This is a genomic window from Kribbella sp. NPDC055071, from assembly GCF_053608045.1.
This window is the reverse complement of sequence record NZ_JBSGUS010000001.1, coordinates 294450-310259: the sequence shown is the minus strand read 5'-3', so window position 1 is coordinate 310259 and position 15810 is coordinate 294450. Positions and strand designations below refer to the sequence as shown.

Genomic DNA, 15810 nt, shown 5'->3' with positions numbered 1-15810 from the left:
AGCTACATGGTCACATCCGCAGCTGAGAGCCGCCGTTGAAGTCAAGGACCGTCCCGGTAGCGAACTCGGCCTCCGGCGACGCGAGGTAGATAATCGCGTCCGCGACCTCCGAGGGCGCGGCGATGCGCTCCAGCGGGCTCTCCATCCGGCGGCGTTCGTAGCCGTCGCCGGCCAGGTTGACGGCGGCCATGTCCGTCTCGGTCCAGCCGGGAGCGATCGCGGTGACGGCGATACCTTCAGGCCCGAGCGCGCGGGCCAGGGACTGCGTGAAGGACACGATGGCAGCCTTGGAAGCGCCGTACGCAGGCTGATTGGGCTCACCGCGGAATGCGCCACGGGATGAGACATTCACGATCCGACCGCCGCGGGACATGTGCCGAACGGCGCACCAGGTCACGTTGGACGGGCCAACCAGGTTCACAGCGAGCGTGTCCGTCCAGGCCTGCTGCCATTCCGCGTACGTCGTCTCCCGGATCCGATGTGGGTGGTAGACGCCGGCGTTGTTCACCAGTACGTCGATGCCGCCCAGAGCGCTCGCAGCGTCGTCCACCATCGTCTGGATCGCCACTGGGTCAGCCAGATCCGCGGGCGCGAGGACGTGTCCGGTCCCGGGCAGTTCCTTCAGCACTTGGGCTGCCGCGTCGGCGGATGCGCTGTAGTGCACGGCTACCCGGTCCCCCGCGGCGGCGAACGCCCGTGCGGTCGCCGCACCGATTCCCCGTGAAGCCCCAGTCACCAGCACCGAACGGTTCATGCGTCCGATCTTTTCATCAGCCCCGCGGCTTGATGTCACGGCGGTACGACTTGGACGCGCGGGCCCACTCCTTCTTCGCCTCGGCGCGCAGCCGGGCGTCGGACCGCCGCGCCATGAACGCGGCCTCGCGCTGCAGCTTCGTCCAGCTCTCGTACCGGCGGATCGGCAGCGAACCGTCCGCCAGCGCAGCCTGAACAGCGCACCCCGGCTCTGTGACGTGCACACAGTCCTTGAACTTGCAGTGCTCGGCCAGCTCGGTGATATCCGGGAACGCCGCGGCCAGTCCCTCGCCCGACTCCTGCAGACCGATCCCCCGCAGCCCAGGCGTGTCGATAACGACGCCACCATTCGGGAGGGCGATCAGCTCCCGCCGTACCGAGGTGTGGCGGCCTTTGCCGTCGTCACGGATCTCCTGCACGTCCAGAAGCTCCACACCGGCCAGTGCGTTCACCAGTGAGGACTTTCCGGCACCACTCGACCCGAGCAGCGCCATAGTCGCGTCACCGTCCAGCAGCGACCGGATTGTCTCGATGCCTTGGCCAGTGGTCGCACTGCAGACCAGTACGTCGGCACCCGGCGCAGCAACTGCGACGTCCTCGGCGATGGCATCGGCGTCACCAACCAGGTCGGCTTTGGTCAGTACGACGACCGGACGGGCACCGCTCTCCCACGCCAGCGCGAGGAAGCGTTCGATCCGGCCGATGTTCGGCTCGGGATGCAGTCCGACCACGATCGCGATCACATCGACGTTGGCGGCGAGCACCTGGCCTCGGGACGACCCACCGACCTCCGCACGGACGATCGTCGTACGGCGTGGGGCCACCGACTCCAGCGTGATCCGGTCGTCCGGCCAGAACCGCAGTCCGACCCAATCCCCTGTGCAGGGGCCGGCCTGGGGGTCAGTGGCGATCGCGGCCAGGAGTGCGCCGGACCAGGTCGCGCGGACCGGTCCGTTCGAGGTGAGTACAGTCGCCAGGCCCTTGTCGACCCGGGCGACGCGTCCCGGCTCGAGGTCGCCGGGAAGAGACTGCAGGAAATCAGCCGTGAAACTGTCGAGTCCCAGGGCCTGGAGTGTGGCTGACATGCGGCGAACCTTTCGGAGGGTCCGGCCGCGGGATCAGCTCAGCGGCCGGACAGTGTGGGAGACAGCGGCCCAGTGGGCCCGTTCGAGGGTCATGGCGGCGCCTCCCTTCCAGTCCTGCGGTCCTGATCGAGGACCGCTTGTCGCGATGCCGTCAGCGTAGGTCGTCGTGCTCGGTTTGCGCACCAGATTTTCCGACCGGCGCCGGCTTCCGCTCCGCCTCCGCACCGGCCGCACCCTCCTCAACCGCACCCGCCTCGACCGCAGCCGCACCGACCGAAGCAGCACCGTTCCCGGCCGCACTGTTCCCGGCAGCACTGTTCCCAGCAGCAGCCTTCCGCGCCGCGCGTTGACGCCGCGACAGCGGCAACCCCGCCGCCCGCGGCACGTCGACCCCGGACGGAGCAACGTCGTCGCCCTCGCCGAGCCCCTCGACCTTCTCCGCCAACTGGACCTCCGGCCGCTCCTGCTCAACCGGCGTCAGCGGGACCTCCTCATGATGCGGATCCGGCTCCGCCTTCATCACCGGCTCGACCTCGTCCTCGCCGGTCTCCCCCGCCGCCCGCGCCTCGGCTTCCCGGTGTTCCACCCGCGCCTTGTGCGGCCAGAGCCGGTCGACCACCGCGTTCAACGCCGCCCCGATGAGTACGGCGATCGCGGTCATGTAGAGCCACATCAGTACGGCGATAGGCGCGGCCAGCGGACCGTAGATCGACGTACCGCCGACTGTGCTCTGCAAGACCCACCGCAGCACGAAGCTGCCCAGGATCCAGATCGACAGCGCCAGGAACGACCCGGGCAGGTCCGACACCCAGGGCGTCCGCACCGGCACCGACAGGTGGTAGAGCGTGTTCAAGAAGCCCGCGGACAGGATCGTCACGACGGGCCAGTACAGCTGGTTGAGGAAGTCCAGCCGGTGCGGCAGCAGCGCCTCCACCGCGTCCGGGCCGGCCAGCACCAGCGGCAGGACGATCACGCCGATGATGAGGGCAGCGCAGTACAGGCTGAACGACAGCGCGCGGGTCCGGACGATGCCGCGCTTACCGCCCATCCCGTACATGATCGTGATGGTGTCGACGAACACGTTCAGCGCGCGGCTGCCCGACCACAGCGCCAGCACGAACCCGATCGAGATGACATCGGGCCGGCCGCCGTTGAGGACCTGGTCCAGCGTCGGCGCGATCACGTTCTTGATCGAGTCGTCGGTCAGCGCCCGGGCGGCGAGATCGACGATCTGCCCCTTGATGTCGTTGATCGTCTCGACCTCGAACCACTTGCTCGCGATGTAACCGAGCGATCCGGCCAGCCCGAAGATCAGCGGCGGCAGCGAGAGGATGGCGAAGAACGCCCCCTCCGCTGCGAGGCCAGTGACCCGGTAGCGCAGACACACCCCGATCGTCTGGGTGAGCAACTTCCAGGTCGTACCGGGGACTTTGCGGACCCATGCCAATGAGAGCGAGCTCCCATCGCCGGATTCTGCCCCTGAGCGTGCCATACCGCTTACGGTACTGACATGGCGGACCCTTTTGCGGTAACGAATCAGGCTCCCCCACTGCGGGGCGTGAACTTCTTCACCCTCGACCGGCCCCTTGGTGACGCTCTGCGCCCGTACGCCGACCTCCTGGACGACCCCGGTCTCCAGCAGATCGGCGAGGTCGCCGGCTCGGAGGAGGCCCTGTCCCAGGCCCTCCCGGCGAACCAGAACCCGCCGGTCCTGCGCACGCACGACCGCTACGGCAACCGGATCGACGAGGTCGAGTTCCATCCGTCGTGGCACTGGCTGATGCAGCGGGCGGTCGGGTTCGGGTTGCAGGCCGCACCGTGGACGAGCGATCGGCCCACACCGCATCTGACCCGGGCCGCGGGGTTCTACGTCTGGTCGCAGGTCGAGCCGGGCCACGGATGTCCGATCTCGATGACGTACGCCGCCGTTCCCGCCCTCAAGGCGGACGAGCGCCTGGCGAAGGAGTGGATCCCACAGCTCGCGTCCACGACCTACGACGTACGACGGTTGCCGGCGGCCGCGAAGAACGGGGTACTCGCCGGGATGGGGATGACGGAGAAGCAGGGTGGGTCCGATGTCCGGGCCAATCTCACCACCGCCATTCCGGTCGGTGCCGATGGCGAGTACCAGCTCAACGGACACAAGTGGTTCTGCTCGGCGCCGCAGGTGGACGTCTTTCTCGTACTGGCGCAGGCCCCGGACGGACTGAGTTGCTTCGTCGTGCCCCGGGTGCTTGCCGATGGCAACCGGAACGCGTTCGCGCTGCAACGCCTGAAGGACAAGCTCGGGAACCGGTCGAATGCGTCCAGCGAGGTCGAGTTCCACGGCACCATCGGTTACCGGCTCGGCGACGAGGGCGCCGGGGTCCGCACGATCATCGAGATGGTCGCTGCGACCCGGTTGGACTGCGTCCTGGGTTCGGCCGCACTCCAACGGCGAGCCCTGGTCGAGGCGGTCTGGCACACCCGCCATCGCTCGGCCTTCGGCGGACTGCTCGCCGACAAGCCCGCCATGCAGAACGTGCTCGCGGACCTTGCGCTGGAGAGCGAGGCAGCCACCGCGCTCGCCATGCGTCTGGCAGCAGCGGTCGATGCCGGCGATGAAGGCGCTGCCTTCCGACGGATCGCGCTGCCGCTCGCGAAGTTCTGGGTGAGTAAGAGGACGTCGTTCATGGTCGCCGAGGCGCTCGAGTGTCTCGGCGGGAACGGGTTCGTCGAGGAGTCCGGGATGCCGTTGCTGTTCCGGGAATCGCCGCTGAACTCGATCTGGGAAGGATCCGGCAACGTCAACGCGCTGGATGTGTTGCGCGCCCTTCGCCGGCCGGAGGCGCTGGAGGGCTGGCTGCTCGAGGTCGGTGCGGCCCGAGGTGCCGACGAGCGCTTGGATGCCGCGGTGAACGACGTACTGCAGGCGCTTGCAGACGTGGACAACGCCGAGGCCGGTGCCCGGCGGCTGGCCGCGCGGATGGCGTTGTGCCTGCAAGCGTCGCTGCTCGTGCGGCACTCGACACCCGAGGTGGCCGACGCGTTCGTGGCGTCCCGGTTGGCCGGAGATTGGGGCGGCGTCTACGGCACGCTTCCGCGCACGACACCGTTCCAGCCGATCGTCGATCGCGCGGTAGGGTGAGGCGTCGCGACTGGCGCGCTGAGGTGGAGAACCACCGGGGAGCGAAAACCGTCGGCACCGTGCGCCTGGGTGCCCTCGACCCACTGCAACCGCAGGAGAGACAAAGATGACTCAATCCTTCGATGCCGCTGCCGCGTCGGCCGCGTACAACAACGCCCTCGAGGTGATCGCGGCGGTGGAGCCGACGATCGCCGGCGCGATCAAGGCCGAGCTCGCCGACCAGCGCTCCTCGCTCAAGCTGATCGCCAGCGAGAACTACGCCTCCCCCGCCACCCTGCTGACAATGGGCAACTGGCTCTCGGACAAGTACGCCGAGGGCACGGTCGGCCACCGCTTCTACGCCGGCTGCCAGAACGTCGACACCGTCGAGCAGGCCGCGGCCGACCACGCACAGGCGCTGTTCGACGCACCGCACGCCTACGTCCAGCCGCACTCCGGTATCGACGCGAACCTCGTCGCCTTCTGGGCGATCCTGGCCCAGCGGATCGAGTCCCCGGCGCTGGCCGAGGCGGGCGCGAAACACGTCAACGACCTGTCCGAGGACGACTGGAGCCAGCTGCGCAAGGCGCTCGGCGACCAGAAGATGCTCGGCATGTCACTGGACGCCGGCGGTCACCTGACCCACGGTTTCCGGCCGAACATCTCCGGCAAGATGTTCAACCAGCACTCCTACGGGACCAACCCGGAGACCGGGCTGCTCGACTACGACGAGGTCGCCCGCAAGGCCCGCGAGTTCAAGCCGCTGATCCTGATCGCCGGCTACTCGGCGTACCCGCGCAAGGTCGACTTCGCGAAGATGCGCGAGATCGCCGACGAGGTCGGCGCGACGCTGATGGTCGACATGGCGCACTTCGCCGGTCTGGTCGCGGGCAAGGTCTTCACCGGCGACTTCGACCCGGTTCCGCACGCGCATGTCACGACGACCACCACGCACAAGTCGCTGCGCGGGCCGCGCGGCGGGATGGTGCTGTGCCAGCCGGAGTACGCGGAGTCGGTCGACCGCGGGTGCCCGATGGTGCTCGGCGGTCCGCTCAGCCAGACGATGGCGGCCAAGGCGGTCGCGCTCGCCGAGGCCCGGCAGCCGTCGTTCCGTGAGTACGCACAGGCCGTCGCCGACAACGCGGTCGTGCTGGCCGAGGGCCTGATGAAGCGTGGCGTGAAGCTCGTGACGGACGGCACCGAGAACCACCTCGTCCTGCTCGATGTCTCGTCGTACGGGATCACCGGCCGGCAGGCCGAGTCCGCGCTGCTCGACGCGGGCATCGTGACGAACCGGAACGCCGTACCGCGCGACCCGAACGGCGCCTGGTACACCTCGGGTGTCCGGATCGGTACGCCGGCGCTGACCACGCGCGGGTTCGGCGCCGACGAGTTCGACAAGGTCGCCGGGCTGATCGTCGACGTGCTGTCGGCGACCACCCCGACGACGACGTCGGCCGGTGCGGCATCGAAGGCGAAGTACGTGCTCGCCGACGGCGTCGCGGACAAGACCAAGGCCGCCTCGGCCGAGATGCTCGACAAGCACCCGCTCTACCCGGGGCTCGTACTCAACTGATCGATCGTTCGCGGTGCCTCCGTGGCGCGCCTCGGCATCAGATCGCAATCCCGGCCGAGACCCACATGGTCGCGTCGAGGCTCGTCATGAGGCATCGCGTACGTCGTTCAGCAGCTCAGCCGATCCCGTCTTCGCAGCGTCGGCCCTCGGCGTGGGAGGTGGAGGTCATGCAATTCACATTAGAGGGTTATTCATAACCCCAGCGAAGAAGAGCAAGGGAAAGAAAAAAGCAGGGACAGGAAAGATAAAGTGGCTGGGTGCCTGGCGGGGCTTGGTGCGTAGGTGCGGCCAGTCGGTGGCCGGCGGGTGAGGAGTGCATCGACTCACCACATGCGAGGGCCCGGGCCTGCCGAGGACCAGCCACTGAGTGACCGGATCTCCAGGCCATCACAATCCACGGTCCCGGCGGGTATCAGGCGTGAGTTGCCTGCTGGACGACGATTGTGATGGCCTGGCGGTCGGGTGCAGCCGCTGTGAACGCTCGCCTGACGAGCCGAGGGCGTCGATCAACCAGCGGAACACAGTCCGGTGCGCGACCTCGGCCGACCGTCGGTTCAACCACCACTGGCCGCCACCATGACGCCGACCCCAGCCACTCTGTCTCTTCTTTACCTGTCCCTTATAGTCGGTGTGAAATAGTCAGCTTCGGGAGGATCTCTCCCCACATCAGGCGCGATATCCTCCCAAAGCTCCTTCCCGCCGCCGACCCCAGCCAGGGACCCGGCCTCCTCTTATTTCTTCTGTCCCTGTCTTTCCCTGCTTTTGTTCTTTTATCATAACTTTGTGATACAGCTAATGACTGTAAGGTTCAGCTATGGCGCCCGAACCCACTCCCGAAGAGGTCAGCCAGTTCGTCGAGCGGTTCGCCGGCATCCTGACGAACAGTGGTATGCCGTCGATGTCGGCTCGGGTGATGGGCGCGATGCTGGTCAGCCCGGACGGGGCCCTGACCGCTGCTGAGCTGGCGGAATCGCTGAAGATCAGCCGCGCGGGTGCAGCGCTCTTCGGTGCAGACACTCCCGTCGGTCGCCGACTGGCCGAGGCCGCCGACTTCTTCGCCTTCATCCACGCCGACATGGATCAGATGATCAAGAACTGGCGAGCGGATCGCTCGCGGTGAACCGCCGTCAGGCCAAGCGCCTCGTCGGTACGGCGTGGCTCGACAGCGAGTACCGGGTCCAGTGGGAGACGCGGATCATGCGCCGTCGCGTCCCGCTCTACACGGCGGGAATCGCCGCTCTCCGGCTCCTCAACGCGACCACGGGCGGACCGAACCGCCCGTCCCTGCGGGTCACGCAGTGGGATCGGGCGGCGCCGTACGGCGGGACCTTCGTGATGGACAAGCTCGCGACTATGACCGGTCGGACCGATCATCCGGTCACCTCCCGCGCTGAGCTGCGGTCGAGGACCACGTTCGCGTCGCGGCTGGCGCGGGCGATCTCGGCGGACGAGTGGCCGCAGATGATCGCCGAGTACGAACGACGCAAACGTGGCGAGAAACCGCAGTACCACTATGTCGGGCATCGGCCGCTGAACCAGGAGTCGCACGAGCTGATGGACCGCGCGTGGGTGCGGGGTGAGCTGCCGACGGACCTCTACCGGGATTGGCAGGGGCTGAAGTACACCGACAACGGTGCGTTCGTGAGCGAGTTCTTTGCCGACGGCAACGCTCGGGGATATCCCGGTGGGGAGACCAATCCGGGCTTCCGCCTCGGCCGGATCACGTTCGACGTCGGCTGGAGGTCGAAGGCAACGCTGTCCGCGGAACGCCGCGTACTCCGACACACCCGAGTCCTTCGCGCCAAGGAACTGGTGAAGTTCCTCCGCGCCGAAGTGCAGGAGGCCGTCCGCCCGCCGAGTACCTCATCGCCTACAGCCGCACCGGCCGATGCCTATACGCCGGAGATCGTTGCCGCGATCTCCGACTTCACCAAGCCTGAGCCGCTCCGCTCACCGACCGCACGCGGTGAAACCACGCCCAGTCCAAGGCGAGCGGCGGCGAACGACGTGGCCAACACGCTGGCCAAAGCCCTCCCGCCGCCGATCACCGGACCGGTGGCCGCGGCAGCTCCACCTGGACCCGCCGCGCCACAGCCAGCGCAGCAGCATCAGCCTGATGGGGCGCGACCACCTGAGCACCCACCGGCAGCCCGCCCACCAGTCCAACGGGCACACTCACCGCGGGATGGCCGGTGACGTTGAACACCCAGCACGGATCACCGATGACGAGGTTCGGCTCATGCTGGTCGTAGCCGTGGGCAACATCCAGCGTCGTCGGCGTGACGAGCACGTCCACCTCGGCGAACAAGTCAGCGAGTGCGGTGTTGTTGTGGTCGCGGATCTCGCGAGCTCGGTTCGCTGCCGCCGCCTCTGCACCTCGGCCGTTGTCCAGCCCTGACAGCGCCAGCCACGCCGCCTCGGTCGGGATCAGGTCGAGCGGTACGCCGACCACCGTGACATCGGCTGTACTGAGCCGATCACGCACTACCTGATCGACGCCAGGGTTGGTCGGATAGGGACCGAGGGTGGAGTGGTACGCCACCCGCCACGACCGCTCGGACTCGATCGGCACCGGCCAGTGCGGTAGAGCCGTCGGATCGAGGCGATCCGGGCCGCTGGCGATACTCGTCGCCAGGATCACGTCGTCGAGGTCGGCGCCGATCAGGCCGATGGTCGTCAGACCACCGAGAGGCCGGCCGCCCGGTCGCGGGATGCGGCCGATCGTTCCTTTGAAGCCGATCACGCCCGAGAACGCGGCCGGGATGCGCAATGAGCCGCCCGAGTCGCCGCCCGTTGCGAGCGGTACGACGCCGGCGGCGACCGCGGCCGCGCCCCCGGCGGTCGAGCCGCCTGGCGATCGGGTCAGATCCCACGGATTGCGGGTGTAGTCGTGACCGTTCCAGCCGAATGTCTGCGATACCGCACCCGGTCCGGCTCGCGTCGACCGCCCGATCGGTACGGCGCCGGCTGCAACCAACCGGGTCACGATCGGCGCGTGCAACGGCGTCTGCCCCTTGATCAGAAACGGAACCCCGGCCAGCACCCCACCCAGATCCACCCGCCGCGCCGCCGTCCGAGCCCTCACAACATCCAGCTCATCAAGAAAGTGCAACACAGGATCAAGCCGAACCGCCGCCTCAAGCGCCTCCTCAACAACATCTGCTGCAGTCCGAACACCAGCGAGCACGTCCGCAGCAATCTCCCGAGCAGTCACACGCTCACCAACCACCAGGCCTCCTCTGAACACACGAAGGACAGGAAAGGAAAGGCCACTCGACGAGTTTAGGGCGTGGCTGGCCCGCAGCTCGCTGGTCGGGGGCAGCGGGTCGAGGGCGATGGCGGACCTCCGGCACTCACCAACTGGGGTGGTCAAGGCTCACGTTGGCTCAACGCGCTCCCGGCCCGGCCGGTTGATGAGTGGCGCAGGTCCGCTGTGCGGTTAGCGGGTTAGGGCGTAGACGGCTATGGCGGCGAAGTCGTCGGCTGGTTCTGAGGCTTGCCAGGAGCGGACGTCGTCGACGTAGCGGGAATTGTGGCCGGTGAAGGCGGCGTACCGGTCGGTGCCGTCGGCTGGGCAGGGGGTCATGCCGTCGAGGTGGTCGCCCAGGCCTTCGTCGAAGAGGTCTGCCGAGTTGGGGCCGTTGACTACCGCACCGACGAGTTGTTTGCCGGTGATGTTGGCGATCTGGTGGTGCGGGCAGCGTTCGGCGTTGGTGCCGACACCGACCATGAACGAGACGCCCCACGCGTTGGCCCCGAAGTTCCACGCCAACTGCTGATTGCCGAAGTTGTCGTACCGCCGATCCCCCGTCGCCTGACGGTAGAGCCGAGCCGTCGCAGCCAGCCCGAACGCATGCGGTACGGCGTCGAAGTTGTCGTACTGCGCTCCGGCCCGGAACGGATCCGCCGCCGCCCGACCGGCACCGACCTCGAGCTGCGCCCGCAGATCCCCCACCAACCGACGCACCAACGGCCGATCCGACCGCGCCGCCTTGATCAGATCCGCATGCGCCAACGCGCTCACGTCGTACAGGTTGAGCGTGTCGCCACCAGCCTCGTGCTGCAGGTACTGCGAAGCCCAATACCCAGCCTGCTTGAGCCAAGCGCCACCCCGCGGATCACCCAACCGCCGAGCAGCAAGCGCGAGCTCCGTCGCACCCAACTCCATGTCGTCCCGCCACGCCGACTCCGGGTAGAAGGCGAACGGCAGCGACGTGACGAGCTGCCCGACGTTCGTGGTCTTCGCCTGCGCGTAGATCTGCGCAGCCGTCGCAAGGTGACGCCGAGCATCCGCCCGATTCGTCTCGACCTGCGCGGCCAACGCGAACGCCGCCGCCGTACGCCCAGCCAGATTAGGACTGATCGGCTGCCCAGGAGCCGCCGCCCGGAACACCGGCCGATTCCGCAGGAACCGCTCCGTCGGGTCAGTCAAATGATCATCGACTTCCGGCAACCGCCACACGTCGTGATCCCCGACGAACGTCTCCTCGACGTTGCCGGCCCCAGCACCCACCTGGATGTACAGCGTCCGCGTCTTCGAGTCCCACATCTTGTCGAGCCACTTCAGCCCGTGCCGAGCCTCGTCGAGTACCCGTCGGTCCGGCCTGCGCGCATCCCGGGTCGATGCCCACAGCAACGATTCCGAGTACGCCGCGATGTGGGTGAACTTCAGGTAGTCCCCCGCGTCGTACCAGCCGCCCTCGACATCCACCGGGCCACCGATCCGGCGGAGCTCACCCACGGTCTGATCACTGTCCGGATCAACGAACACCGGCGTCTCGTACACCTGCGCAGAACGATCCGTCAGATGCGCGGGCTTCCGACCAAGAGACCCCGGTCCGACGTTCGCCCCGTCCCGCTGCTCCGTGAAGAACGTGACCGCCTTGTCCTTCGCACTCGTCAGCAGACCGTCCACATCGGCCTTGACCGAGAACGACGCCGACGCCGCGCCGGGCACCTCCAACCGATACGTCCCCGGCACCCGCAGCGCGGTCAGATCCAGCTGATAGACGTGCTGGTACGTCGCATTCCACGCCCCCACGTCACCGCCGACCCGCCCGCTCAGGACCCGGTGCCCGTGCTTGTCCACGACCTGATAGCGAGCTCCGGACGCGGCAGCCTGCGTCATCACGTAGGCCGACTTCCCGTCGAAAGCGCCGTACCCGAGCTGGTTGACCCGCACCAGCCCACCCGACGTCGCCTCGACCGAGGTGACCGGCCCAACCACCAGGCCGGCGGCCACCACGACACTTCCGACCCGACGTATGGACTTCACCGGCGTCTCCTCCCCGGACTAACCGTTAGGAATGTTTCCTATTGGTTGCCGCAACCTAACGCAGGTCACGCCCCGGAGTACAGGCCTCAGCCCCGCAACCGCCACGCTGTCCACACCATCAGCGCGGCGAACACGCCCCCGACCAGCCCACATGCGACGGCCACGTCGGACAGCGAGATCAATGCGCCGAACCCGGTCATCGCCACCGGCATCAGCGCGTCGTCGGACAGGCTGACCATGCTCGACATCCGACCGAGGTACGCCGGATCGATCGTCTGCTGGAAGGCACCGGACAACTGCGCCGACGCGAGCCCGGCGGTGAAGCCGATCATCGCCATCGCGACGAACATCCCGTTGCGCGGCACCGAACCGATCAGCACACACCCTGCCGCCTGCACGATCAGCAGGAGCATCCCGGTCCGAGCCGGCCGCTGCGGCTTCCACCGCATCGCCACGATCGCACCGACCGCCGCGGAAATCCCCAAACAGGCCTGGAACCAGCCAAGCGCCGACGACCCCCATCCATCCAGGTGAGTCCGCTGCACCAGACCGACCGCCAGGACCGGAGCAACACACAGGTTCAGCCCGAACAGCGCGATCACCAACGTCCGGGCGACCGCATCGCGACGCAGGTACCCGAAGCCGGCCACGAGGTCGCGGCGCAGCGACTCGCCACTCGGCGCCGGCCGCGGAAATCGAGGGCGTACGACGAATGCGAGCGCCAGTCCGATCGCCGCGAACGACGCCGCATCCGCGATCATCACCGCCACCAGACCGCCTTGCGCGACCAGCAGGCCACCGAGCGGTGCGCCGACGAACACGGCCAGCCGACTGGTGAGCTGACGAGCCGCGGCGAGCCGGACGAGGTCGTCCTTGGCCACCATCCGGCGCGGGAGGGTGCCCGCAGCCGGGCTGTAGAGCGCGTCCATCACGCCGAAGAGGACCGCGACCGTGATCAGCAGTGCCATCGACAGCCCGCGCGTCGCGACCAAGCCGGCCGCCAAGCCGAGGACGAGGATCCGGCCGAGGTTGGCCACGATCATCGTCCGCCGCGCGTCGAGGCGATCGGCGAGCGCTCCACCGAACAGCAGCACCAGCGCCCGCGGCACCGCGCCGATCCCCATCACCAGACCGGCACCGGCCGGCGTCGAGATCTGGGCCGCGCTCCACGCCAGCCCGATGTACCAGGCGACGTCACCGGCCTCAGACACCGCGGCGGACAGAATCCAGGCGAGGACGCGCCGGTCGCGCCGCAGCGGCGGGAGGTCGAGGGCAGTCATCGTGGCGCTCATGGCCGGGCCGGAACGCCGTGGGCGAAGACGTACACCGGAATCGCGGCGGGCTCCTCCGACGGACTCTCGTAGTACTCCTGGACGAGCGCACCGATCCGCTCGGACAGCTCGGTCAGCCGCTCCGGCGTCAGGGTCAGCCAGCTCTCTGTGGCGAAAGCCGCGCGGACCCAGTCCTCGTCGTACTCCGAACGGATCTCGAACCATTGCCGGACCTTGTCCGCGTGGTACGTGAGATTCCTCTCCTCGGCGACTGTGGCGACCAGCTCACCGGCTGGCTCCCCCGCCGCGTCCGCAACCGACCAGGAGTAGGAACTGCGGACACTGCGCCACCAACGCTCACGGCGGTCCTTGGCCAGCTCCGGGGCTTCCTCGATGACGCCGGCCGCGGCCAGCACCTTCAGGTGGTGACTCACGTTGCCGACCAGCTCACCGGTGCGCTCGGCCAGCTGGGACGCGGTGGCGGGCCCCTCGACGCCGAGCAGGTCGAGCAGGCGGCGACGGAGCGGGTGGTGAATGGCGGCGATGACCGAGGGCTCGGCATGGCGGCGGTTGGCGGGTGTCATGACGGCAGACTAAATTACACAAGAGCTCTTGTGCAAGAGTTCTTGTGGATCACGTTTCAGGCGCGAATCAAAGAACACCAGACTGCTAGGGTTAGCCACATCGTGAGATTCGATCTCAGGATGTAGGATTGACAGTTGCAATGTCCGGCTCTGGCGCTGACGCTTGTGGACATGCTCGCTGCCCGCTCCACTCACCTCGTAGGTCGGATTCATGTCGACCTCGGGCGGATGCGCAGCGCCATCTGTTGTCCTTCGACGTTCTGACAGCGACCCCGCCGGGCCCGACCAAGGCCCCTGATCTCCCCCGATCACCGCTGGGTGCGCACCGCGCGGAACGCATCGAATCGACGACGCTTCGATCCTGCCGCTGCGAGTGAGCACCTGTCACGAAGACAAGGACACGCCCACGATGACTGGCGTCACGTCCCCTCCCGCCGCCCGCAAACCCGCCCGGCCCCGCAAGGGCAAGGGCGAAGGCCAGTGGGCGCTCGGGTACCGCGAGCCACTCAACAAGAACGAAGAGAACAAGAAGAACGACGACGGCCTGAACGTCCGGGCCCGGATCGAGAACGTCTATGCGCACCGCGGGTTCGACTCGATCGACCCGGCCGACCTGCGCGGGCGGTTCCGTTGGTGGGGTCTGTACACCCAGCGCAAGCCCGGCATCGACGGCGGCAAGACTGCGACGCTGGAGCCGGAGGAGCTGGACGACAAGTTCTTCATGCTCCGGATCCGGGTCGAGGGCGGCCAGCTCAGCACCGAACAGCTCCGGGTGATCGCCGAGATCTCGACGACGTACGCGCGGGACACGGCCGACATCACCGACCGGCAGAACATCCAGCTGCACTGGATCCGGATCGAGGACGTGCCGGCGATCTGGCAGAAGCTGGAGGCGGTCGGCCTCTACACCACCGAGGCGTGCGGTGACGTGCCGCGCGTGGTCATCGCCAGCCCGGTCGCGGGGATCGCGGCGGACGAGATCATCGACCCGACGCCGGCCATCAACGACATCGTCGAGAAGTACATCGGCTCGACCGAGTTCTCCAACCTGCCGCGGAAGTTCAAGACCGCACTCACCGGTCACCCGTCGCACGACGTCGTCCCCGAGGTGAACGACATCGCCTTCGTCGGCGTCGTCCACCCGGAGCACGGGCCGGGGTTCGACCTGTGGGTCGGCGGCGGGTTGTCGACCAACCCGATGCTCGCGCAGCGGCTCGGTGCCTGGATTCCGCTCGAGGAAGTGCACCTGGCCTGGTGGGGTGTGGTGAGCATCTTCCGCGACTACGGGTACCGGCGGCTGCGGACGCGCGCGCGGCTGAAGTTCCTGCTGGCCGACTGGGGTGTCGAGAAGTTCCGTGAGGTGCTGGAGGACAAGTACCTCAAGCGGAAGCTGATCGACGGGCCCGCGCCCGAGGTCCCCGCCGTACAGGGTGATCACGTCGGCGTGCACCGGCAGAAGGACGGGAAGTACTACATCGGTGTCGCCCCGGTCGTCGGGCGCGTCTCGGGCGAGAAGCTCGCACAGGTGGCGGACGTCGTCGCGGCGCACGGATCGGACCGGATCCGTACGACGGCACAGCAGAAGCTGCTCGTCCTCGACGTCGAGGAGTCGCGGGTCGAGTCACTCATCGCGGAGCTCGCCTCGCTCGGCTTCCAGGCGAGGCCGTCCGCGTGGCGGCGGAACACGATGGCCTGCACGGGGATCGAGTTCTGCAAGCTGGCGATCGTCGAGACCAAGGCGAAGGCGGCCCAGCTGATCGACGAGCTCGAGGAGCGCATCCCGGACCTCGACGTACCGATCACCGTGAACGTGAACGGCTGCCCGAACTCGTGCGCCCGTATCCAGGTCGCCGACATCGGCCTGAAAGGCCAGCTGGTGATGGATGCCGAGGGCAAGCAGGTTCCCGGCTACCAGGTCCACCTCGGCGGTGGGCTCGGGCTGGACGCCGGCTTCGGCCGGAAGCTGCGCGGCCACAAGGTCACCGCCGACGGCCTGACCGACTACGTGGAACGCCTCACCCAGAACTACCTGAAGGAGCGCACCGACGGCGAGCGCTTCGCCGAGTGGGTCACCCGAGCTGACGAGGAGGCTTTGCAATGAGCGAGCGCGCTGCACCTCTTTACTGCCCTTACTGCGGGGACGAGGACCTTCGTCCTGCC

General features: G+C 67.9%; 11 protein-coding genes and 1 riboswitch. Of the genes, 4 read left to right on the top strand and 7 right to left on the bottom strand.

Features of this window, described 5'->3' with window-relative positions:
* Positions 1-10: 10 nt before the first annotated feature.
* The 3 genes from ACWF4Z_RS01465 to ACWF4Z_RS01455 form a co-directional block, all read right to left on the bottom strand.
* Positions 11-754, bottom strand: coding sequence for an SDR family NAD(P)-dependent oxidoreductase (locus tag ACWF4Z_RS01465; RefSeq protein WP_452240936.1), 744 nt, complete (start codon positions 752-754; stop codon positions 11-13).
* A gap of 16 nt (positions 755-770) precedes the next feature.
* On the bottom strand, positions 771-1838 hold the full coding sequence (gene rsgA, locus ACWF4Z_RS01460; RefSeq protein WP_452240935.1) for a ribosome small subunit-dependent GTPase A: 1068 nt from the start codon (positions 1836-1838) through the stop codon (positions 771-773).
* Positions 1839-1989: 151 nt separating this feature from the next.
* Complete coding sequence (locus tag ACWF4Z_RS01455; RefSeq protein WP_452240934.1) at positions 1990-3330, bottom strand: YihY/virulence factor BrkB family protein; 1341 nt, start codon at positions 3328-3330, stop codon at positions 1990-1992.
* An 18-nt stretch (positions 3331-3348) separates the two neighbouring features.
* On the opposite strand from ACWF4Z_RS01455, the gene ACWF4Z_RS01450 reads away from it, so the two are divergent.
* The 3 genes from ACWF4Z_RS01450 to ACWF4Z_RS01440 all read left to right on the top strand — a co-directional run bounded on the left by ACWF4Z_RS01450 (position 3349) and on the right by ACWF4Z_RS01440 (position 7640).
* On the top strand, positions 3349-4965 hold the full coding sequence (locus ACWF4Z_RS01450) for an acyl-CoA dehydrogenase family protein (RefSeq protein WP_452240933.1): 1617 nt from the start codon (positions 3349-3351) through the stop codon (positions 4963-4965).
* A riboswitch (ZMP/ZTP riboswitch) is annotated at positions 4962-5043 on the top strand. It overlaps the preceding gene by 4 nt.
* Before the next feature lie 28 nt (positions 5044-5071).
* Positions 5072-6520, top strand: coding sequence for a glycine hydroxymethyltransferase (locus ACWF4Z_RS01445; RefSeq protein ID WP_452240932.1), 1449 nt, complete (start codon positions 5072-5074; stop codon positions 6518-6520).
* A gap of 814 nt (positions 6521-7334) precedes the next feature.
* On the top strand, positions 7335-7640 hold the full coding sequence (locus ACWF4Z_RS01440; RefSeq protein WP_452240931.1) for a hypothetical protein: 306 nt from the start codon (positions 7335-7337) through the stop codon (positions 7638-7640).
* Positions 7641-8564: 924 nt separating this feature from the next.
* Here ACWF4Z_RS01440 and ACWF4Z_RS01435 read toward each other — a convergent pair.
* The 4 genes from ACWF4Z_RS01435 to ACWF4Z_RS01420 form a co-directional block, all read right to left on the bottom strand.
* Complete coding sequence (locus tag ACWF4Z_RS01435; protein WP_452240930.1) at positions 8565-9605, bottom strand: amidase family protein; 1041 nt, start codon at positions 9603-9605, stop codon at positions 8565-8567.
* 354 nt (positions 9606-9959) lie between these two features.
* Positions 9960-11795, bottom strand: a complete 1836-nt coding sequence (locus ACWF4Z_RS01430; RefSeq protein ID WP_452240929.1) for a glycoside hydrolase family 9 protein — start codon at positions 11793-11795, stop codon at positions 9960-9962.
* Positions 11796-11881: 86 nt separating this feature from the next.
* Entirely contained in the window at positions 11882-13075 is a 1194-nt protein-coding gene (locus tag ACWF4Z_RS01425) for an MFS transporter (protein ID WP_452240928.1), read from the bottom strand.
* A gap of 8 nt (positions 13076-13083) precedes the next feature.
* Complete coding sequence (locus ACWF4Z_RS01420; RefSeq protein WP_452240927.1) at positions 13084-13650, bottom strand: helix-turn-helix domain-containing protein; 567 nt, start codon at positions 13648-13650, stop codon at positions 13084-13086.
* Positions 13651-14059: 409 nt separating this feature from the next.
* Here ACWF4Z_RS01420 and ACWF4Z_RS01415 point away from each other — a divergent pair, with 409 nt between their 5' ends.
* The gene (locus ACWF4Z_RS01415) at positions 14060-15751 is read left to right on the top strand and encodes a nitrite/sulfite reductase (protein ID WP_452240926.1); all 1692 of its coding nucleotides are present in this window, start codon (positions 14060-14062) and stop codon (positions 15749-15751) included.
* Positions 15752-15810: the final 59 nt, after the last annotated feature.